Below are 21,920 nucleotides of genomic sequence, written 5' to 3'. Positions count from 1 at the left end.
CGGTTGCATCGCTTGCCCCGGAGCGCCGGGTCGAGGCGCTCTGGCGCTGGAAGATCGGGATGGCTGCCGGCCATCGCGGCTGAAGCCGCTCCTACACGAGCGGCCTCAGCCGCGCATCAGCGCATGCAACACACTGTAGGAGCGGCTTCAGCCGCGATCGGCGTCCCACATCGCCGCGCATCCGCCTGCGCGTCACTGGATGCGCACCCGGCTGCATCCCCGGCCTCGCCTACGGTCGCAGGCAGCGGCCGAGGAAGGATTCGGCAAGCCGGTAGCGGTGCAGCGCATCCTGGCCGCGCAGGCCGTGCTTGGCGCCGGGATAGGTCATCAGTTCGAACGGCGTGCCGCGCGACTGCAGGTCGCTCATCAGCGCGGTCGAGTTGCCGAACAGCACGTTGTCGTCGGCCATGCCGTGCACCAGCAGCAGCGCGCCCGGGCGGATGCCGGCCGAATGCGCAAGCACGCGTGCGGCCGCGTAGCCGTCTGGGTTGGCGTCGGGCAGGTCCATGTAGCGCTCGGTGTAGTGGGTGTCGTACAGCGCCCAGTCGGTGACCGGCGCCCCGGCCACGCCGCAGGCGTAGTCGCCCGGCGCGCGCCCGAGCAGCATCAGGGTCATGTAGCCGCCGTTCGACCAGCCGTGCACGCCGATGCGTTCGCCGTCGACCCAGGGCTGGGCGCGCAGCCACTCCACGCCCTTGCGCTGGTCGTCGACTTCGACCGTGCCCTGCACCCCGTACAGCGCGCCGCCGAAGTCGCGCCCGCGCCGCGGCGTGCCGCGGTTGTCGAGCGAGAACACGACGTAACCCCGCTGCGCCAGGTACTGGTTGAAGAACGCGTCGGCGCGCCCGGGCCAGCTGTCCAGCACGGTCTGCGCGGCGGGGCCGCCGTAGACGTAGGCAACGACGGGATACTTTTTCGCCGGATCGAAACCGGGCGGGGTGATCAGGCTGTAGTGCAGCGGGGTGCTGCCGTCGGCCGCGGTCAGCGTGCCGAAGCGGGTGGGGCGATGCGCGTCGCGATAGGGCGCGTAGGGATGGTCGGGATCATCCAGTACGTTGGGCAGCAGCGTGGCGATGCGCGCGCCGTCGGCGCCGAACAGTTCGATCTGAGGCGGCGTGGCCGTGTTCGACCAGCTGTCGACATAGACGCTGGCATTGCGCGCGAAGCTGGCGTTGTGCAGGCCCGATTCGCGCGACAGCGTGCCGATCGGCCCGCCTTCCAGCGGCACCACGTGCACGTGGCGCTCGGTCGGCGCAGCGACTGGCGAGGGCAACGCTGCATCGCTGGCCAGCCCGGCACGCGCTGTGCGCATGCCTGCACTGAAGTAGACCAGCCCGCGCGCCTGGTCCACCGCCAGCAGCGCGTCGACCGGCCAGTCGCCGCGGGTCAGCTGGGTAAGTTGGCTGCCATCCTCGGACGCGAGGTACAGGTGCTCATGGCCGTCCCGCTCGGACGACCACAGGAAGCGGCCGTCGGGCAGGAAGCGCAGGCTGTTGTGCAGCGGCACCCAGGTCTTCGAGGTTTCGGTGACCAGCGTGCGCTGGGCGCCGGTGGCAAGCACCGTCTCGACCAGGTCCAGACGCTTCTGGTCGCGCGACTGGCGCTGGTAGGTCAATCGCTGCGGGTCACGCCAGTCCACGCGCGCGAGGTAGATGTCGCGCTCTTTGCCGAGGTCGATCCACTGCGGCTTCGCACCGGCCTTCGGCGCGATCACGCCCAGCTGCACCAGCACGTTGTGCTCGCCGGCGGCCGGATAGCGTTGTTCGACCACCTCGGTGCGATCGGCGTACATCTCGTAGCGGCGCACCAGCGGCACCGGCGACTCGTCGATGCGGGCAAAGGCGATGGCCGAATCGTCCGGCGCCCACCAGTAGCCGGTGTGGCGGTCCATCTCCTCGTCGGCGACAAACTCGGCCACGCCGTTGCCGATGGTGTCGCTGCCGTCAGACGTCAGGCGCAGCGACTTGCCGTTGCGCAGGTCGATCACCCACAGGTCGCGCGCGCGCACGAAGCTGACGTAGCCGCCGGCCGGCGAGATGCGCGGATCGGTGGCGAAACCTTCGCCATCGGTCAGCTTGCGCACCGCGGCGCCGCCGCTGCGCTCCAGGTCGTACAGGTACAGCTCGCCGCCAAGCGGGAACAGCAGCCGCTTCGAATCCGGCGCCCACTGGTAGTCGACGATGCCCGACAGCCCGGCGATGCGCTGGCGCTCGCGTCGGGCCTTCTCCTCGTCGCTCAGCGTTTCCTCGCCGGGTAGCACCACCCGCGAATCGACCAGCATCCGGGTCTGTCCGCTGGCGACGTCGTATTCCCACAGGTCGAGCCGGTTGCGGTCCTGGTCCGTGCCGCGCAGGAAGGTCACGCGCGAGCCGTCAGGCGCGACCTGCGGCTTCATCAGCGTCGGCCCGGACAGCGGCGCGTCGCCGGTGATGGCCTCGAGGCTGAGCTTGCGCGGGCTGGTGTCGGCCGCGGCGTGCGCGGTCGTGGCGGCGATCAGGGTCATGGCGAGCAGGGCGGCGAGGCGCATGGGCGGTATCCGGCGAACATCGGCCCCATTGTAGGAGGCCGCGACGGGCGCGTTTGGCGTTGGTCAGCGCGGGGACTGCCCGAACAGCACCTTCTTCTGCTCCTCGCTCATCGGCTTGCCGAGATCGGGGTTGACCTCGCGGGCCAGTGCATACGCGCGCTGCGTGGCCGGACGCGCGGCGATCGCCGCCTGCCAGCGCTGCAGCTGTGGATACGGCGCCAGGTCGATTGGCGCATTGTCGTACACGCCGATCCACGGGTATGTGGCCATGTCGGCAATGCTGTACTCGTCGCCGGCGATGAAGCTGCAATCTTCGAGCCGCCGGTCGAGCACGCCAAGCAGGCGCTTGACCTCGCTCGCATAACGCTGCTTCGCGTAGTCGATCGACTCGGGCGCGTAGACGTGGAAGTGGCCGTACTGCCCGGTCATGGGGCCGAGGCCGCCCATCTGCCAGAACAGCCATTCCAGCGCAGCCGTGCGTCCGCGCGGGTCGGCCGGCAGGAAGCGCCCGGTCTTCTCCGCCAGGTACAGCAGGATCGCGCCCGATTCGAACACGCTCAGCGGCGCGCCGCCGTCTGCCGGCGCGTGGTCGACGATCGCCGGCATCTTGTTGTTCGGCGAGATCTCGAGGAAGTCCGGCTTGAACTGGTCGCCCTGTCCGATGTTGACCGGGCGGATGGCGTACTCGAGGCCGGCGCCGGCTTCGGCCAGCTCCTCGAGCAGCAAGGTGATCTTGTGGCCGTTCGGCGTGGGCCAGTAGTGGAGGTCGATCATCGGCGTGCTCGCTCGGGAGGACCGACGAGTCTATCCGCTGTCATGTTCGCGCCGGATCACGCCGGACTCCTGCGGGATCGGCGTCAGCCGCGTCCCGATGAGCCCCCTGACGACATCGACGGACTCTGTCCCAAAAAGACCGGGACGGCCGATCACCGATCGGCGCGTCCCGGCGGAGGAAGCTTCAGCCCGTCGGGCACTCGACGATATGGTCGAACTCGGTGCTCACCGAAACGCCGGTCAGCGCGAGCGTGGTGCCCGCGGCGGCGCGCAGCGCGAACGGCACGACGAGCTTCGCGGTATCGGCGCCACCCTGGCGCAGGCACTTCAGCGGCACGGCCAGGCGCGTCCACTCACCGCGCGGCAGCTTGGCCAGCGCGTCGCCGATCGCCACCTCGCCGCTGCAGCCCTCGCCGCAGCTGGCCGCCAGCGTGGCGTTGGGCTTGGCCGGCAATGCGTCGACGCGCAGTTCCAGCACCACCGGCACGTCGCCGTTGGTCTCGCGCGACACGTCCACCGGCTGGTAGGACAGCAGCTGGATCACGCCCTCGCCGGTCCAGGCGAACAGGCGCGCGCCTTCCTGCACCTCGGTGTTGATCGCGGTCATGTCCAGCGAACCGTCCGCGGTCTTCGCCGCCGGGTGCACCACGTCCATCGCGGCGCCGTCGGCGCCCACCAGGCGCAGGGTCAGTCCGGTGGTCGGTGCGCCCCGCACGAACCAGGTATTGGCCGATGCCGCGTCCGGATCGATGCCCGGATCCTCCGGCAGCGCGGCCAGGTCGCCCTTGTCGGCGTAGGTCAGGCCGTGGCCGAAGGCGAACAGCGGGTCGTAGCCGTCCTGGCCGACGTTGTTGTCGTATTGATCGGCGCGGCGCGGCCACGAGAAGCTGAGCTTGCCCTTGAAGTCGTGCTGCGGCTTGCCGTCGGCGCCCTGCAGCAGGACGTCGGCGATGCCGGCGCCCTCCGAGCCCGGCAGCCACGCGGCGACGAAGGCATCGGCGGCATTGATCTCGCGGTTGAGCCACAGCGGGCGTCCGCTCAGGAACACCGCGACCACCGGGATGCCGTCGGCCTTGAGCTTCTGCATCAGCTCCAGGTCGCCCGACGTGCCCGACTTGAACATCAGGTTCGACAGGTCGCCCTGGAATTCGGCATACGGCTCCTCGCCGAACACCACCACCGCCACGTCCGGCTTGCGGGTGTAAGCGCCGTCCTCGACGAACTCGGCGTGGCCGCCGGCCGCGTCGATCTGCGCCTTCAGCCCGTCCCAGATCGAATCGGAGTTGGGGAAGTCCTTGCGCGTGGTGCCGTCGCCCTGCCAGGTCAGCGTCCAGCCGCCCGACTGCTTGGCGAGGTTGTCGGCGCCGTCGCCGGCGACCAGCACGCTGGCCTTGGGCGACAGCGGCAGGATGCCGTTCTGGTTCTTGAGCAGCACCAGCGATTCGCGCACGGCACGTCGTGCGACCTCGCGGTGGTCGGGCGCGCCGAGCAGTTCGAACTTCCCGCCAAGCGCGCGCTCGGAAGGCTTCGGCTTCTCGAACAGGTTGGCGCGGAACTTCACCCGCAGGATGCGGCGCACCGCATCGTCCAGCCGCGCCATCGGCAGGGTGCCGTCCTTGACGTGGCGCAGGGTGGATTCGTACATGCCCTTCCAGCTGTCGGACGCCATCGCCATGTCGAGCCCGGCGATATAGGTTTGCGCGCAGTCGGTGTTGGTGCAGCCGCGCACCTGGCCGTGGCCGTTCCAGTCGCCGACGATGAAGCCGCCGAAGTTCATGCGCTCCTTGAGCACGTCGGTCAGCAGCGGCTTGTGGCCGTGCATCTTCTCGCCGTGGAAGCTGTTGAACGAGGCCATCACCGCCTGCGCGCCGGCCGCGATCGATGGCACGTAACCGGCCGCGTGGATGTCGCGCAGCTTCGCCTCGCTGATGACGGTGTCGCCCTGGTCCTTGCCGTTGGCGGTGCCGCCGTCGCCGAGGAAGTGCTTGACCGAACTCATCACGTGATGGTCGTCGAGGAACTCCGGCGTGCCGGGCTTGCCCTGCAGGCCTTCGACGAACACGCCGGCGTAGCTGGCGACCAGCGCCGGATCTTCCGAATAACCTTCGTAGGCGCGGCCCCAGCGGTCGTCCTGCGGCACCGCCACGGTGGGCGCAAAGGTCCACTCCATGCCGGTGGTGCGCGTCTCGATCGCGGTGATGCGCGCGATCTCGCGCAGCAGCTCGGGGTTGCGCGTCGCGCCCAGGCCGATGTTGTGCGGGAACAGCGTCGCGCCGACGATGTTGCTCTGGCCGTGCATCGCGTCGATGCCCCAGATCACCGGGATCGGCTTGCCGCCGTCGCTGGTGTCCATCGACGCTTCCCAGAACGCGTCGGCCAACGCCAGCCACTCACTAGGCTTGGCGTTGTACTTGCCGCCCGGATCCGAACCGCCGCCGGCGAGGATCGATCCGAGCCGATACTTGCGCACGTCGTCCGGCGTGATGCTGCCGATGTCGCCCTGCACGATCTGGCCGACCTTTTCCTCGACCGTCATCGTCGCCAGCAGGTCGTCGACCTTCTTTTCCAGCGCCGGATCATCGGCGAACGGCCATTCGGGCTGCGGCCAGTTGGACGCGTCAACCGCGCCTGCGTCCGACGTCGCCGCGGAGGCTTCGGCCGGCTGTGCGTTGGCGGCATTGGCTTGGCCTGCGCGCTCGCCGCCGCAGGCGGCAAGCAGCAGCGCGGCGGCCAGGGCGGCGCCCAGACGTGCGACGGACAAGGAGGTGCAAGGTGTACTCATGTGCGGACGTCCCCAGGGCTTCGTAAGCGGATCTGATCCGGGCTGATGTCCCGCGCTGCACGCCCGCGATGCTGCGCCGCGACATGACAGCGTTGTCAGATCGCGCACCATACCCGCTCTGCGCCAACGATGCTTGCTGCACAGCACAAGCGGGCGCGACCGGGGAAATCAATGGGCACTGGCGACAGGGATCGTCCGGACACGAGCGCACAATCCGCCGCCAGCGGCGAGGGTCTGGCAGAATCCGCTGGCTTTGTGAAGGGGATCTGCAAACCGATGGTGCGCGTACGGATCGAAGATGTGGCGGCGGAAGCGGGCGTGTCGATGAAGACCGTTTCGCGCGTGCTCAACGAAGAACCCAATGTCTCTGAACAAACGCGCGAACGCGTCCGCGAGGTCGTCGAGCGCCTGCAGTACCGGCCGCATCCGTCGGCGCGCGTGCTGGCCGGGCGCAAGTCCTACCTGGTGGCGATGCTCTACGACAACCCGTCGAGCAACTACCTGATGGAAGTCGAGCAGGGCGTGCTCGACGCCTGCCAGGCCCAGCATTACAACCTGATGCTGGCGCCGCTGGTGTACGACGCCAAGGACATCGTCTCCAAGGTCGAATCGCTGGTGCTGCAGTCGCGCCTGGACGGTGTGGTGCTGACGCCGCCGATCACCGACGACGCCGCGCTGCTGGCGCGCCTGGACGAACTCGACATCCCCTGGGCAAGCATCTCGCCGACCGAGCGCAACCGCCGCATCGGCGTGGTCGTGGACGAACCCAGCGCAGTCGCCGAGATGATCGACCACCTCGCCTCGCTCGGCCATCGCCGCATTGCCCACATCAAGGGCCACCCCGCGCACGGCGCGAGCAAGTGGCGGCTGGCCGGCTTTCGCGCAGGCATGGAGCGCGCCGGCCTCGAGCTCGACGAAACGCTGATCGCCGACGGCGAGTTCTCCTACGACTCGGGTTTCGACGCGACCAACCATCTGCTCGACCTGGCCGACCCGCCCACCGCCATCTTCGCCGCCAACGACGACATGGCCGCCGGCGCGATCGGCGCGATCTGCGAACGCGGCCTGTCGGTGCCGCGCGACATCTCGGTCTGCGGCTTCGACGACACGCCGATCGCGCGCCACATCTATCCCTCGCTCACCACCGTGCGCCAACCCACGCGGGAGATGGGCCGGCTTGCCGGCGTGGAACTGCTCAAGGCAATCCGCGACCGCGAAAGCGGCGGCATGGTGACCGTGCCGTACGCGCTGCAGCTGCGCCGATCGACCGGCCCGCGAAGGGTCTGAGCACAATCCATCGCTTTGTCTGCCGCGTCCGCTGCGCCCCTTTCCGGGCGTGGCAGCGCCGCGTCGCGCCGTGTCTTGCCCATGGTAGGCACGGACAGCGCCAGGTCATCTGCTGACCTGTCACGCAGCATTTGACGTCCCCGATGACGCGTGTCTGGCATGGGACAGGGCTGTCCTGCGGCGCGACAAGGCGCGTTGCAAAAAGATAGCGCTAACAGTCGCGGAGCCTTGAATTCAAGGGTTGACAACGCTGTCAGGCACCTTCCTAATCCAGCCCGCCGCCGGCATGCCGGATGCGGCATCTCAACCTGATTCGTGACGACCTTGGGAGAGGAAGGTTCATGACAACCAACAAAGCAGCGCCCCGGCGGCGCCTGTTGACCTCGGCGCTGCTGCTCGCGCTGAGCACGCCGCTCGCGGCGCAAACCCTGGCGCAGGACACCGCGCCGACGCCGGCCGCCGAACAGGCGACCGGCGAACCCTCGGAACTCGACACCATTGTCGTCACCGGCATCCGGGCCAGCCTGGAATCGTCGATGAACCTCAAGCGCGACGCGCAGGGCATCGTCGACGGCATCGTCGCCGAGGACATCGGCAAGTTCCCCGACACCAACCTGGCCGAATCGCTGCAGCGCATCAGCGGCGTGTCGATCGACCGGTCGATGGGTGAAGGCTCGCGCGTCACCGTCCGCGGCGTGGGTCCGGACTTCAACCTGGTGCTGCTCAACGGGCGCCAGATGCCCGCGTCCAGCATCGAGGCCACCAACGCATCGAACTCGCGCGCCTTCGACTTCGCCAACCTGGCCTCGGAATCGATCTCCGGTGTCGAGGTGTACAAGACCAGCCGCGCGTCGACGCCCACCGGCGGCATCGGTGCCACGATCAACATCAAGACAGCACGTCCGCTGGACAGCGGCCCGCTGGCCAGCGTGGGCCTGAAGGCGGTGAATGACTCATCCGTCGACAACCTGCCCGGCGCGATGCGCGGCGACAAGTGGACCGGCGAGATGTCCGGCATCTTCAGCGACACCTTCGCCGACGGTCGCGTCGGCATCGCGCTGAGCGGCAGCTACCAGGACCGCGACTTCGGCTACAACGAGGCGGCGGTGGGCGGCGGCTGGTACGCCTTCCCGGGTGGTGAGGGCCCGCTGGCGAACGCGGATCCGGCCGCCAACGCAGCCAATCCGCCCGGCGCAGGCGACATCTACTCGATCCCGCAGAACCTGATCTACGCGGTCAACGGCGTGCAGCGCCAGCGCACCAACGGCCAGGCCACCCTGCAGTGGGCGCCGACCGACAGCATCACCGCCACGCTTGACTACACCTACGCCGAGAACAGGATCCAGGCGCGCCGGCACGAGCTGTCCACCTGGTTCAACCAGGCGGCCTCCGAAACCGCGTGGACCGACGGCCCGATCGCGGCACCGACCAGCTACACCGAGTACGCCGGCTGCTTCAACCCGGCCACCGATCAGTGGACCGCCAGCGACGTGGCCAACGTCTGTCCGGCCGGCTTCGAGCCGCGATGGGGCGACCTGGCGATGGCTGGATCGCTCAACTCCACGAAGAACGAGAACAAGTCGCTCGGCTTCAACGTGGCCTGGGAAGTGACCGACGCGTTCGACCTCGAGTTCGACTACCACCGCTCGAGCGCCGAGTCGGGCGCGAACAGCCCGTTCGGCTCCAACAATGTGATCGGCACCGCGGCCTTCGCGCGCGGCGTGACCAACGTGGATTTCAGCGGCGACTTCCCGGTGCTGTCGGTGCTGCTGCCGCCCGGCGTGTCCACGGTGGGCGCCGACGAGATGATGGTGACCGGCTCGTCCTTCCGCAACAGCCACATGAAGTCGGAAGTCGACCAGGGCCAGGTGCGCGGCCGCTTCGATTTCGACAACTACTCGCGCCTGGACTTTGGCGTCGCGTACACCGAGGTGCAGAACCGCACCGCCTACCACTTCACCCAGCGCGACGACTGGGGCGGCTTCGGCGGCGGCGCGGGCGACTATGCGGACGATCTGTGGATCGCCGACGACATCAGCCGCTATTTCGACCAGTTCCCGGGCAGCGGCGATGCCTTCGGCCAGTTCTACCTGTTCGACTTCGCGCGCCTGCGCGAGGCCGCGATCGCCGCGCGTGGCGGGGACGAGGCGGCCTACCTGCCGCCGGACTACTTCTCGACCGACCGCCGCACCACGGAAAAGTCCCAGAGCGCATTCGTGCAATGGAGCAACACCTTCGACCTGAGCATGCCGCTCAACGTGGCCGTCGGCGTGCGCTACGAAGAAACCGAGGTGACCTCGAGCGCGCTGGTGCCGATCGCGACCGGGCTGCTGTGGACGGGCAACAACGAGTTCTCCGTGCAGTTCGGTGATCCCGACTTCACCACCCTGCGCGGCAAGTACGACTACTGGCTGCCCAGCGTGGATCTGGGCCTCGAGATCACCGACAGCATGGTCCTGCGCGGCAGCTACGGCCACAGCATCGGCCGGCCGCAGTGGAACCATATCCAGGGCGGGCAGACGCTCGATTCGTTCGCCGGCTACGAGGGCGGCACCGGCTCGCAGGGCGACCCGGGCCTGAAGCCGCTGGAATCGAAGAACTTCGATCTCTCGTTCGAGTGGTATTACGGCGAGGGCAGCTACCTGTCCGTCGGCTACTTCCGCAAGGACATCGACAACTACATCGGCACGTCGGTCGTCGAGATCTCGCCATTCGACCTGCGCACGCCGGTGGGCGGCGCCTACTTCAACGAGGCCATCGCCGATGGCTGCGTGCAGGGCGCGATCGACTTCCGCGGCTGCGTGCGCAGCTACATCTTCGACAACTACGCAGGCGCGCCGGGCGTGGTCCAGACCGGCATCGGCCAGGACGGGCAGCCGCTGGGCACCATTGCCGGCCTGCCCGGCGATCCGCTGGCGGTGTTCCGCGTCAGCGTGCCGGTGAACAAGGAATCCTCGCAGCTCGACGGCTGGGAGCTCAACGTCCAGCACATGTTCGGCGGCAGTGGCTTCGGCATGTCGGCCAACTACACCATCGTCGAATCCGACCTCACCTACGACGACTACAACCTCGGCGACCAGTTCGCGCTGGTGGGGCTGAGCGACTCGGCCAACTTCGTGGCGTTCTATGACCAGGGGCCCTGGCAGGTGCGTGCGGCCTACAACTGGCGCGACGAGTTCCTGTCGAGCACCTTCGACAGCTGGCGGCCGAACCCGGTCTACGTCGAAGCCTACGGTCAGGTGGACGTCAACGTGAGCTACCGGGTCAACGAGAACCTCTCGCTCCACGCCGAGGCGATCAACCTGACCGACGAGACGATGCGATCGCACGGACGACATGAGCGGCAGGTGTTCTATGCCACCCAGACCGGACCGCGCTACATGCTCGGACTGCGCTACCGCTTCTGAAGTCGCGCCCGTCGCTGCGGCCGGCATCGCGCCGCAGCGACGGCATCCGATCCGCTACCCTGCCCGGAGGAACGCCTCCCGGGCAGGGCAGGGTTCGATGCCGGAGGCCATCCAATGCTGCAAGCCATCGATGCGCTCCCGCGCATTCCCGAGGCGCCGGTGTCGGCGCTGCACGACGTGCTGGCGTCGCAGCAGCCGCGCGTCATCCGTGGGCTTGTCGAGCGCTGGCCGCTGGTGCAGGCCGCCGGACGCTCGGACGCCGATGCGGTGTCATACCTCAGGCAGTTCGCCAATCCGGCGTTGCCAGCGATCGCCACCATCGCCCCGCCGCAGGCGGGCGGACGCATCTTCTACGACGCGACGATGCGCGGCTTCGACTTCCGCCGCGAAAAGATTCCGCTCGGCGTGGCGCTGGACACGCTGCTCAAGTACCGCGACGAGCCTGATCCGCCGCTGATCTACCTTGGCGCGACCACGCTCGAGACCTACCTGCCCGACCTGGACGCGGCCAACGGCGTGGACCTGGGCGCACGCGAGGCGCTGGCCAGCATCTGGATCGGCAACCGCTCGCGCGTACCGGTCCACCAGGACCTGCCCGACAACCTGGCCTGCGTCGCCGCCGGGCACCGTCGCTTCCTGTTGTTTCCGCCGAGCCAGCTGGCCAACCTGTACATCGGGCCGCTGGACGTGACCCCCGCAGGCCAGCCGGTGAGCCTGGTCGATCCATTGGCGCCAGACCTGGCCCGCTATCCGAAGTTTGCCGAGGCCTGGGACCATGCCGTGGTGGCCGATCTCGGGCCGGGCGATGCGATCTTCATCCCCGGCATGTGGTGGCACCACATCGAGGCGCTGGATCCGTTCAACGTGCTGGTCAACTACTGGTGGCGTCGGGTGCCGGCGTACATGGACGCGCCGATCACCGCCCTGATGGCGGCGATCCTGTGCATCCGCCAGCTGCCCGCGCACGAACGCGCGATCTGGCAGGACGTGTTCCGCCACCACGTATTCGAGTTCGACGAGGCAGCCGTGGCGGGGCATATCCCGGAACCGGCGCGTGGCGTGCTGGCGCCGCTGGATGAAGCCAGGGCGACCAATCTCAGGGCGCACCTGGTGCAACGCCTGCAGCGCTGAACGGCTGTCGCCTCGCGGCGGCTGGGCTCGCGCCGTGCCGTCAGCGCAAGCCGTCGGGAATCAGTGCCCGCCGCCAGCGGCCAGCTTGTCCAGGTCGATCCCCTGCTTCCTGAGGATTGCCGGTGCGCGCGCTGCATAGAACGCCAGGTAGGCGAAGCAGGCGACGCCCACGATGAAGCTCATGTGGATGCTGGTGACATCGGCCAGCCAGCCCTGGAACAAGCTCACCACGCCGCCGCCCATGATCATCATGATCAGCAGGCTGCTGCCCTGGTTGGTGTTGCGGCCCAGGCCGGTGATGGCCAGGGCGAAGATGCACGGCCACATCGTGCTGCAGAACAGGCCGACGCTGACGAAGGCAACGATGCTGGCCCTGCCCGTGGTGGCCATGCCCAGCAGCAGCGCGGCGATGCCGCACAGCGAGAAGATCAGCAGCATGCGCGCCGGATTGCCGCGGCTGGCGAAGGTGGCCGCGATCATCAGCACGATCACCACCGCATAGCCGAAGAACTGCGTGACCTCGTGGCGGGCGATGGCGTTGACCGCGAGGAAGACGACAAAGGCCAGGTATGGCAGCAACACGGTCAGCATGCGGCGTGCGGTCAGGCCAACCTCGAACGCGCCAGCGGCGCCGGCCCAGCGCCCGATCATCAGGCTGGCCCAGTACAGCGACACGTAGGGCGCAAGCTGTGAGGTCGGGATGCCGAGATCCTCTTCCAGGTAGGCGGGCAGGTTGGCGATGGTCGAGACCTCGACGCCGACGTAGACGAAGATCGCGATCATGCCCAGCACCAGCTGCGGGTAGGCGAAGGCGGACTTCTTGTGCACCAGATGGCTCGGGTCTTCGGCCTCGTCGCGCGCGACCTCATCCAGGTCGATGCGGTTGGGCACGGATGAGAACTTGAGGAAGACCGCGACCAGCACGAAGGCGGCGCCCAGCACCAGATAGGGAATCTTGACGCTCTCGATGCTGGCCTCGGTGCCGCCGCTGAGCACGCCGCCGAAGATCGCGAAACTCACCAGCAGCGGCCCGATCGTGGTGCCGAAGTTGTTGACGCCGCCGGCCAGGGTCAGTCGCTGCGCGCCGGTGGCCGGGTTGCCCATCACGATCGCCAAGGGGTTGGCGGCGATCTGCTGCAGCGAGAAGCCCAGCCCCACGATGAACAGGCCCGACAGCATCAGCCCGAACGAGGCTGCATTGGCCGCCGGATAGAACAGCAGCGAGCCTGCGGCCGAGATCAGCAGGCCCAGGCAGATTCCGTTCTTGTAGCCGATCCGGTTGAGCAGATCGCCGCCGGTGGCCCACGATGTGGCGAAGTAGATGATCGAGCCGACCGTATACGCGACATAGAACGCGAACGCCACGTACATGCTCTGCAGCTGCGTGAGATGAAACGCGTTCTTGAAGACCGGGATCAGGATGTCGTTGCTGGCGGCAACGAAGCCCCAGAAGAAGAACACGGTGACGAGCACGCCGAACTGCGACCAGCGGGTCTGTTGGGTGGCCATGGGTCCTGCCGTTGCGAGTTGAGGTCGGGAAAGTAAAAGGGCGGCGGCCGAATTTCCCCATCCGGCCGCCGCCATGTCCCCAAATGCCGTCGCCGCGGTGCGCCTCTCCTCGCACCGCCGCGCCTGACACAGGCGACGCAACGCTTGTACGGACTCGTGACAACGTTGTCAAATGTTTCCGCCGGATCGACCAGGGATCCATCGCAACGTTTTGATTCCGCGAGCATTTGGATGCGCTGCAGCATGACACCGTGCAGCGGCTACAGTGACTGCCTGAAGTCGATCGCGCAGCGCGCTTGGCAGCCTCCCGCGACACCTTTAATCTCCGCGCTCCCTCCCCCGCCAGAGCGCCGATGTCGTCCACTGCCAGCCCCACCCCGCGCCTGTCCCCGCTCGCCTGGGTGATCTTCGGATCGCGCTGGCTGCAGCTGCCGCTGTATCTCGGCCTGATCGTGGCGCAGTGCGTGTACGTGTTCCTGTTCGTCAAGGAACTGCTGCATCTGGTGCAGGACGCCAATGCCCTGACCGAGCAGGGCATCATGCTGCTGGTGCTGGGGCTGATCGACGTGGTGATGATCTCCAACCTGCTGGTGATGGTGATCGTCGGCGGCTACGAGACCTTCGTGTCGCGCCTGGGCCTGCACAACCACCCCGACCAGCCGGAGTGGTTGAGCCACGTCAACGCCAGCGTACTCAAGGTGAAGCTGGCGATGGCGATCATCGGCATCTCCTCGATCCACCTGCTCAAGACCTTCATCGCCGCCGGCGAAGTGGGCGCGCCGCTGTGCGGATCGCTCGAGTACATCACCGCACTCGGTGCGCATGCGCAGGCGGTCGCCAACGGCCTTGTCCTGGCGGCGCCCGCATGCACCAAGGTCACCACGGCCGGGGTGATGTGGCAGTCGATCATCCACGGCGCCTTCATCCTGTCGGCCATCGGCATCGCCTACACCGACAAGCTGATGACCGGCAGCACCGCCAAGCGCGAACACGCGACCGGACACTGATCCCGATACACCCCGCTCTCGTGTAGGAGCGGCTTCAGCCGCGATAGGTAGGGACCGACCCCGAGGCCGCGTCTCCACGCCGCCACCGCCGCACCAAGGCCTGCAGCCAGCCGCGATGCGGCGAAAAACCGCATCATCTCCGCGCATCCCGGCACTGCAGGCGGTGGTTGCGCGGGCAACGACTGCGCTGTCATGCGGCCCGTGGCGGCTTGCTGCACCGCACGGTGACACCCCGCGTAACGATATGTTATCAAGTCGGCGCGCGTGTGTTAGCGCTAACAAGAATAAGAACGGGAAAACATGCAGGGAAGCGCCACCTCCCGCGCAACACGGCCGGTAGTCCGACAGGGGGACGGCGGGCGGGATAGGAGTCGATCGAGGTCTGTTGAAAAGCGCGTGGGCCCCAGGTCCCGTGCAGCCCGGAGGAAGGGCGCAACGCCGAAACACCTACTGAAGTCATGAATCTACGGGGAGGGCAGTCGAATGAGGGTGAACAGGATCCTGGAAGTTCCGCACTGGCGCGGCCAACAGGCCGCCGTGTGCAGCGACGCGCTTTTCTTCGCTCTAATCCAGTGCTGAGGACATATTCCATGAGCAACAAGAAGTTGAAAGGGTTGAAGTCAAAGGCAATGTTCACCTTCGTCGGTGGCGTGCTGATCATCAACCCGGTATTCGCGCAGGATCCGGCACAGCCCGAACCCGTCGCGCAGCAGACCCAGGCCGCGGCCCAGGACGCGTCGACGCTCGATACAGTCGTGGTCACGGGGCTGCGCAACAGCCTCGAAAACTCGATGAACATCAAGCGCGACAACAGCGGTATCGTCGACGCGATCAGCGCCGAGGACATCGGCAAGTTCCCCGACACCAACCTCGCCGAGTCGCTGCAGCGCATCACCGGCATCTCGATCGAGCGCCGCGACGGCGAAGGCGCCCAGGTCACCGCGCGTGGCTTCGGCCCGGGTTACAACCTGGTCACCCTCAACGGTCGCCAGATCCCGGGTGCCGACGGTTTCGGCAGCGGCGGCCTTGAGATCGGCGGCGTCGGTTCCGGTTCCCGTGGCTTCAACTTCGCCCAGCTGGCCTCCGAGGCCGTCAGCGGCGTGACCGTGTACAAGACTGGCCGTGCTTCCCAGCCCAGCGGCGGCATCGGCGCCACGATCGACATCCTGACCTCGCGTCCGTTCAACCACCCCGGTGGCGAAATCATCGCCAGCGGCGGAATCAAGGCGATGTCCGACGAGTCGCAGATCCTCGACAGCGACATCACCCCGGAAGTCTCGGGTATCTTCAGCTACGCCAACCCGGACAAGACCTGGGGCGTGAGCGTGAATGCCAGCCACCAGAAGCGTCACGGCGGCTCGGTCCAGGCCACCCAGAACACTTGGAACGTGGCCCGCTGGACCGGTTCGGACAGCCGCTTCCGCCCGGACGCGGTGGTCGAGAACGCGCCGGCGATCGGCCAGCTGTACTCCATGCCGAACGACGTGCGTTACGCGTACCAGGACTTCGAGCGCGAGCGCCTCAACGCGCAGGCGGTGCTGCAGTTCGCCCCGACCGACGCGGTGGTCTTCACCCTGGACTACACCCACTCGAGCAACGAGATCGCCCAGAATCGTGGCGAGCAGACCCTGTGGCTGCAGAACAACCTGACCCACGTGACCTTCGACGGCAACCCGGATGTGGCCACCCCGTCCTACATCCGCGACCTGGCGGGCGGCGGCAAGGACTTCGGCTTCGAGCAGCAGCGCGACGAGCAGAAGTCCGAGCTCGACTCGATCGGCCTGAACATGAAGTGGGCCCTCACCGATAGCTTCACGCTGAGCGTCGACGCCCACAACACCAAGAACAGCAGCCGTCCGAACGACCCGATCACCGGGGGCAGCTCCACGGCGTTCAGCTTCGGCGGCTTCGCCCCGGATCCGAGCACCAACAACTGGACCCAGGAATACGAGTTCGGCAGCGGCCTGCCGATCGCGTGGAACACGCTGTATCCGACCACCGCGGACGCGCTGGCCGACACCAATGGCGTGGTCAACCCGGACTTCCCCCCGGAGCAGTTCGGCAGCCAGATCATGCGCATCTGGTCGACCCGGCAGGACAGCGAGGTCATGCAGGGCCGCGTCGACGGTGAGTTCGCGTTCGACAACGGTCGCTTCCTGTTCGGCGTCGACACCAGCGATACCAAGATGCGGCGCCTGAACGTCGACGGCCATACGCACCTGATGACCCTGGGTGACTGGGGCTCGACCGACCGCGGCCAGATCGCCGACATCGCTTCGCTGCTGAACCCGTTCAGCATCACCGACCAGTTCAACGACTTCAACGTCGGCCAAGCTGACTCGAACGTGTGGATCGGCAACGCCAGCGAGATGGCCCAGTGGGCCGAAGGCCTTTGCGCCGCCGGTACCGCGCCCGCGGCGTGGGCGGCGAACAACCGTTGCGACAACATCTCATCCCAGGTCCGTGACAGGTATGACGCTGACAACCAGGTCCGGGAGAAGACTCAGTCGGTGTACGTCCAGTGGGAGCAGGACGGCATGCTTGGCGACTTCCCGACCTACACGGTTGCCGGCCTGCGTTACGAGAAGACCGACCTGACATCGACTTCGGTCATCCAGGTGCCGGGGAGCATGGCGTGGCTGTCGAACAACGACTTCCAGGTGCGGACCTCGCCTGAATCCCAGCCGTTCAGCGAGACCAACAGCTACAGCTACCTGTTGCCGAACCTCGACTTCAGCATCGACTTCACTTCCGACCTCAAGGGCCGTGCGTCGTTCAGCAAGACGATCGCCCGCGCCCCGTACGGCAACCTGTATGCCGGCCCGACCGCAGGTGGCCCGAGCGGTTCGACCCTCTTCGGCGAGCAGTTCCGTGCCACGGGCAACGCCCAGAACCCGTCGCTGCTGCCGCTCGAGTCCGACAACCTCGACCTCGGCGTGGAGTGGTACTTCGCTCCGTCCAGCTTCATCGGCGTGACGTACTGGAACAAGCGCGTCACCAACTTCATCGGCAACACCGTGGTACGCGAGAACCTGTACGACCTGCTCGACCCGACCACCGGCGCGGACGCGCAGGCGGCCAATGCGTTCCTGGCCAGCCCGGCATGTGCTGCGCAGGTGACTGCGGCGGGTGGCGACCCTGCCGAGGGCTGCAACCAGAATTACACCACCCTGTTCGCTGCCACCGCGCTGCTCCGTTACGCCGGCGAGACCGGCGGCCTGGCGGCGTACGACGGTTCCGGCCCGCAGTCGCTCGCGCTTGAGGCCCAGTACGACATCATCGGCGATGCCGCCCTTGGCGACCCGCTGTACATGTTCGACGTCAATCGCCCTGTCAACCAGCGTGCGGCCAAGCTGCGCGGCTGGGAAATTGGCGGCCAGTACTTCTTCGGTGACACTGGCTTCGGCATGCAGGCCAACTACACCGTTGTGAAGGGTGACGTGGGCGTGGACCGTGCCGCTGATCCGGGTACGGACGTGTTTGCCCTGACCGGTCTGAGCGACACCGCCAACGCCGTGCTGATGTACGAGAAGTACGGCTGGTCGGCGCGTGTGGCCTGGAACTGGCGTGACGAGTACCTGCTGGCTGCCAACCAGAACGGCAACAACCGCAACCCGTACTTCGTCGAGGAGTACGAGCAGATCGACCTGAGCGTGAGCTACCAGCTGACCGACCAACTGACGGTTGCGGCTGAAGCGATCAACGTTACCGGCGAAGACACCCGCTGGAGCGCGCGTTCGCATAACCAGTTCGTGCGCGTGGTCGACCAGTCCCCGCGTTACATGGTGGGTCTGCGTTACGTGTTCTGACCGCAACAGTGATGTAGCAAGTTCCATGGAAAGGCAGGGACCGTCGCTTCGGCGACGGTCCCTTTTTTCTCTGCCCTGCTGCAGGCCGCGCGCCGCTTGCGGGCGATACCCGGTTGCCGATATGGTCCTCGGGGGGAAGCACTGCTTCCGGGAAGGGACCCCTGCGGTCCGAAGGACAAGTTGGAGCCTAAATGGCCCGTTACGAACTGCTCAACAACGTCGCGCACAGCCACCTGCGCGTGTCAGCGCGTTTCAGCGCCGATTACGGCGATGACGTCGGCATGGTCGAGGCATTCCCGACCGAGTTCGCCGAGATTCAGCGCGAATACCCGATTTTCTTCCGCAAGGATTCCGACGGTTCGTTCCATGCCGTTGCACTGCTCGGCTTCGGGCCGAACGAGAACCTGTACCTACGTGATGACGCATGGCAGGCCAACTACCTGCCGGCGGTGATCGCGCGTGGTCCGTTCCTGATCGGCTTCCAGGAGCAGATGGTCGACGGCGAACTGCGCAACGAGCCGGTGCTGCACGTCGACCTGGAACATCCGCGCGTGCGCGATGGCCACGGCCACCCGGTGTTCGCGCCGCAAGGCGGCCATAGCCCGTACCTTGAGAAGGTGATGCGGGTGCTGCGCGGGCTGCATGCCGGCGCCGGCGCGGCCAAGACCATGTACGCAGAGCTGGAGCGCCTGGAGCTGATCCAGCCGGTGCAGCTGGACGTGCGTTTCGACGACGACAGCCAGATCAACCTCGAAGGCCTGTACGGCATCGACCGCGAGCGCCTGGCCGCGCTGGACGCCACCCAGCTGCACCAGCTGCACAGCGCCGGCTGGCTGGAAGGCGTCTACCTGCTGGTGTCCTCGCTGCACAACATGCAACGGCTGGTCGCCGAGAAGCAGAGCAGGCTGCACGCACAGGCAGCGGGCCGGGCGGCCTGAGCATGTTTGACCGGCTGCCAAAGGTGCGTGTCCTGGAGGGTTTCAGCGCCGGGACCTTGCCGGTCGATCGCCTCATTGCCGAGAATCTGCCCACCGTGCTTCCGGGCGTGGCTCGCCAGTGGAGCCTGGTGCAGGCCGGGCTGGAGTCGCCGCGCACGGCGATGGAACAGCTGCGTGCCAGCTACAACGGGTGCCCGGTGCAGTACAGCTGGGGCGAGCCGGCCACCAGCGGCCGACCGTTCTACAACGATGATTTCACCGCACTGAACTGCCAGGTGCGTCGTGGCACCCTGGACCAGGTGCTGGACGAGCTGGCCTCGCATCTGGACGACCCGGCGCCGCCCACCTACTACGTGGCCTCGCTGCTGGTCGACTCCTCCTTGCCGACCCTGCGCCAGCACAACGACCTGGGTCTGGAGCAGCAGGGGGTTCAGGCGCCGCCCAGCATCTGGATCGGCAACCGGGTGACCGCGTCCTGCCATTACGACGCGCCGAACAACATCGCCTGTTGTGCTGTCGGCCGTCGCCGCTTCACCGTGTTCCCTCCCGAGCAGGTGCACAACCTGTACCCGGGCCCGCTGCAGCCCACGCCCGGCGGCCAGGCAGTGAGCGTGGTGGATTTCGATGCCCCGGACCTGGAGCGCTTCCCGCGCTTCGCCGCGGCGATGGAGGCCGGCCAGACCGTCGTGCTGCAGCCTGGTGACGCGATCTTCATTCCCAGCCTGTGGTGGCACCACGTGAAGGGGCTGGATCCGTTCACCGTGCTGGTCAACTACTGGTGGAGCAGCATGCCGGAGTGGATCCCCACGCCGATGCATGCGCTCAACATGGCGCTGTGGTCCATCCGCGACCGCCCCGAGCACGAGAAGCGCGCTTGGCGGGAACTGTTCGAGTACTACGTGTTCGGCCCGGCCGGGCTGGCCGGCGCGCACCTGCCCGAGCAGGGCCGCGGCGAGCTGGGCCCGTTCGACGAAACCGCCGCCCGGCGCATGCGCGCGGCGTTGCTGTCCAGACTCAACCGCTGACCGCCTGCGGGCAGCGGATTCCGGCGCCGCGCTGGTGCGACGTCGTTACTTCGCCAGCCGCCTTCGCGGCGGGCCCTTGAATGGAGGGGATACCTTGGAAAAGAACCGGATCCGCAAGGTGGTCATCGCCGGTGGCGGCACCGCGGGCTGGGTGACGGCGTGCGCACTGACCCACCAGTTCCGCGACCTGCTTGACGTCACCCTGGTCGAGTCCGAGGAGATCGGCACCGTCGGCGTGGGCGAGTCCACGATCCCGACCATCCGCACCTTCCACAAGCTGCTGCAGATCGACGAGCGCGAATTCCTCACCGCCGTGGCCGGCAGCTTCAAGCTGTCGATCTCGTTCGAGAACTGGATCCGTCCGGGTTCGCACTACTTCCATCCGTTCGGCACCACCGGTGTGAACACCTGGTCTTGCGACTTCCACCAGTTCTGGCTGGAAAGTCGCCGCCGCGGCATGCAGAGCGATCTGGGCGACTACTGCCTGGAGACCGCCGCCGCACGCCAGGACCGCTTCGCCCTGTTCAATACCGGCCAGAGCACCCAGCAGTGGTCGATGCGCTGGACCCAGGCGGCCGCGATGGAGCGTAAAGATGTGAGCTATGCCTACCACTTCGACGCCGGGCTGTATGCCGCGTTCATGCGCATCAAGTGCGAGGGCAGCGGGCTCAAGCGGGTCGAGGGCAGGATCGCCCAGGTGCGCCAGGACCCGGACAGCGGCTTCGTGCAGGCGCTGGTGCTGGAGGACGGGCAGGTCATCGAAGGCGACCTGTTCATCGACTGCACCGGCGCGCGCGCGGTGCTGAGCGAGCAGGCGCTGCACACCGGCTACGAGGACTGGAACCACTGGCTGCCAAGCAACCGCGCGGTGGCGCTGCAGACCGAAGCCGATGGACCGGCGGTGCCGTACACGCGCGCGATCGCGCACGAGGCCGGCTGGCACTGGAAGATCTCGCTCCAGCACCGGATCGGGTGTGGCATCGTGTTTTCCGATGCGCACATGTCCGACGACGAGGCGACCGCCAAGCTGCTTGCCGAGAACCCGGCCAAGCCGCTGCGCGACCCGTGGATCATCCCGTTCCGCACCGGACGCCGGCGCAAGGCTTGGAACAAGAACGTGATCGCGCTCGGACTGGCGAGCGGCTTCATCGAGCCGCTGGAGTCCACCAGCATCCACCTGACCCTGAGCGCGGTGACCCGGCTGGTGCAGTTCTTCCCGTTCGAGGGGATCAGCCAGGCGGCGGTGGACCGCTACAACCAGGTCAGCCGCCAGGAGCTGGAGCACGTTCGCGACTTCGTCGTGCTGCATTACCACCTCAACCAGCGCGACGAGCCCCTGTGGAAGCAGTGCCGCGAAATGGAGCTGCCGCCGGGCTTGGCCGAGCGCATCCAGGTGTTCCGCGAGACCGGCTACGCGTGGCAGGGGGAGGACGAGCTGTTCCGCCTCGATTCCTGGACCCACTGCATGCTCGGCCAGGGCGTGGTGCCCCAGAACCACCACCCGCTGACCCGCGCGCTGTCGGATGCCGATCTCAAGCGCCTGCTCGAGGGCGTGCGCAAGCCGATCGATGGCGCGGTAGCAGCCATGCCCAGCCACCAGCAGTTTCTCGACAGCTACTGCAAGGCGCCGGCCTCGGCCTGGGAACAGATGTACGCACGCGCCCGGCAGCATGAGCGGGTGACCGGCAAGGTCGCGGGCGTCGGCGGAGACCTGACCAGGTGAC

12 protein-coding genes are annotated in these 21,920 nt (G+C 67.3%); 8 read left to right on the top strand and 4 right to left on the bottom strand.

Going from position 1 to position 21,920, the window contains the following annotated elements; genetic code table 11:
• Nucleotides 1–229: 229 nt before the first annotated feature.
• From ACW5DW_RS11055 to ACW5DW_RS11045, 3 genes are all read right to left on the bottom strand, one after another.
• The gene (locus tag ACW5DW_RS11055) at nt 230–2,527 is read right to left on the bottom strand and encodes a DPP IV N-terminal domain-containing protein (protein WP_457018915.1); all 2,298 of its coding nucleotides are present in this window, start codon (nt 2,525–2,527) and stop codon (nt 230–232) included.
• A gap of 63 nt (nt 2,528–2,590) precedes the next feature.
• Entirely contained in the window at nt 2,591–3,301 is a 711-nt protein-coding gene (locus ACW5DW_RS11050) for a glutathione binding-like protein (protein WP_457018914.1), read from the bottom strand.
• A gap of 184 nt (nt 3,302–3,485) precedes the next feature.
• Complete coding sequence (locus tag ACW5DW_RS11045; protein WP_457018913.1) at nt 3,486–6,083, bottom strand: glycoside hydrolase family 3 N-terminal domain-containing protein; 2,598 nt, start codon at nt 6,081–6,083, stop codon at nt 3,486–3,488.
• A 276-nt stretch (nt 6,084–6,359) separates the two neighbouring features.
• On the opposite strand from ACW5DW_RS11045, the gene ACW5DW_RS11040 reads away from it, so the two are divergent.
• From ACW5DW_RS11040 to ACW5DW_RS11030, 3 genes are all read left to right on the top strand, one after another.
• Nucleotides 6,360–7,370 (top strand): LacI family DNA-binding transcriptional regulator, encoded by a 1,011-nt coding sequence (locus tag ACW5DW_RS11040; RefSeq protein WP_457018912.1) that lies wholly within the window; start codon nt 6,360–6,362, stop codon nt 7,368–7,370.
• Nucleotides 7,371–7,711: 341 nt separating this feature from the next.
• A complete protein-coding gene (locus ACW5DW_RS11035) occupies nt 7,712–10,777 on the top strand; it encodes a TonB-dependent receptor (RefSeq protein ID WP_457018911.1) in 3,066 nt (1,021 codons plus the stop codon).
• A 114-nt stretch (nt 10,778–10,891) separates the two neighbouring features.
• The gene (locus ACW5DW_RS11030) at nt 10,892–11,908 is read left to right on the top strand and encodes a cupin-like domain-containing protein (RefSeq protein WP_457018910.1); all 1,017 of its coding nucleotides are present in this window, start codon (nt 10,892–10,894) and stop codon (nt 11,906–11,908) included.
• Nucleotides 11,909–11,968: 60 nt separating this feature from the next.
• On the opposite strand, the gene ACW5DW_RS11025 is transcribed toward ACW5DW_RS11030, so the two are convergent.
• On the bottom strand, nt 11,969–13,417 hold the full coding sequence (locus tag ACW5DW_RS11025; protein WP_457018909.1) for an MFS transporter: 1,449 nt from the start codon (nt 13,415–13,417) through the stop codon (nt 11,969–11,971).
• A gap of 353 nt (nt 13,418–13,770) precedes the next feature.
• On the opposite strand from ACW5DW_RS11025, the gene ACW5DW_RS11020 reads away from it, so the two are divergent.
• The 5 genes from ACW5DW_RS11020 to ACW5DW_RS11000 all read left to right on the top strand — a co-directional run bounded on the left by ACW5DW_RS11020 (nt 13,771) and on the right by ACW5DW_RS11000 (nt 21,919).
• The gene (locus tag ACW5DW_RS11020; protein WP_457018908.1) at nt 13,771–14,424 is read left to right on the top strand and encodes a TIGR00645 family protein; all 654 of its coding nucleotides are present in this window, start codon (nt 13,771–13,773) and stop codon (nt 14,422–14,424) included.
• Nucleotides 14,425–15,014: 590 nt separating this feature from the next.
• Nucleotides 15,015–18,233, top strand: a complete 3,219-nt coding sequence (locus tag ACW5DW_RS11015) for a TonB-dependent receptor (protein ID WP_457018907.1) — start codon at nt 15,015–15,017, stop codon at nt 18,231–18,233.
• A gap of 191 nt (nt 18,234–18,424) precedes the next feature.
• Complete coding sequence (locus tag ACW5DW_RS11010; RefSeq protein WP_457018906.1) at nt 18,425–19,171, top strand: SapC family protein; 747 nt, start codon at nt 18,425–18,427, stop codon at nt 19,169–19,171.
• A gap of 2 nt (nt 19,172–19,173) precedes the next feature.
• Nucleotides 19,174–20,196 (top strand): cupin-like domain-containing protein, encoded by a 1,023-nt coding sequence (locus ACW5DW_RS11005; RefSeq protein ID WP_457018905.1) that lies wholly within the window; start codon nt 19,174–19,176, stop codon nt 20,194–20,196.
• A 94-nt stretch (nt 20,197–20,290) separates the two neighbouring features.
• Nucleotides 20,291–21,919 (top strand): tryptophan halogenase family protein, encoded by a 1,629-nt coding sequence (locus ACW5DW_RS11000; RefSeq protein ID WP_457018904.1) that lies wholly within the window; start codon nt 20,291–20,293, stop codon nt 21,917–21,919.
• Nucleotide 21,920: the final 1 nt, after the last annotated feature.

It is taken from the genome of Luteimonas sp. A482, from assembly GCF_054072655.1.
Note: the sequence above shows the minus strand (reverse complement) of the source record. Positions and strands in the feature narration are given on the sequence as shown.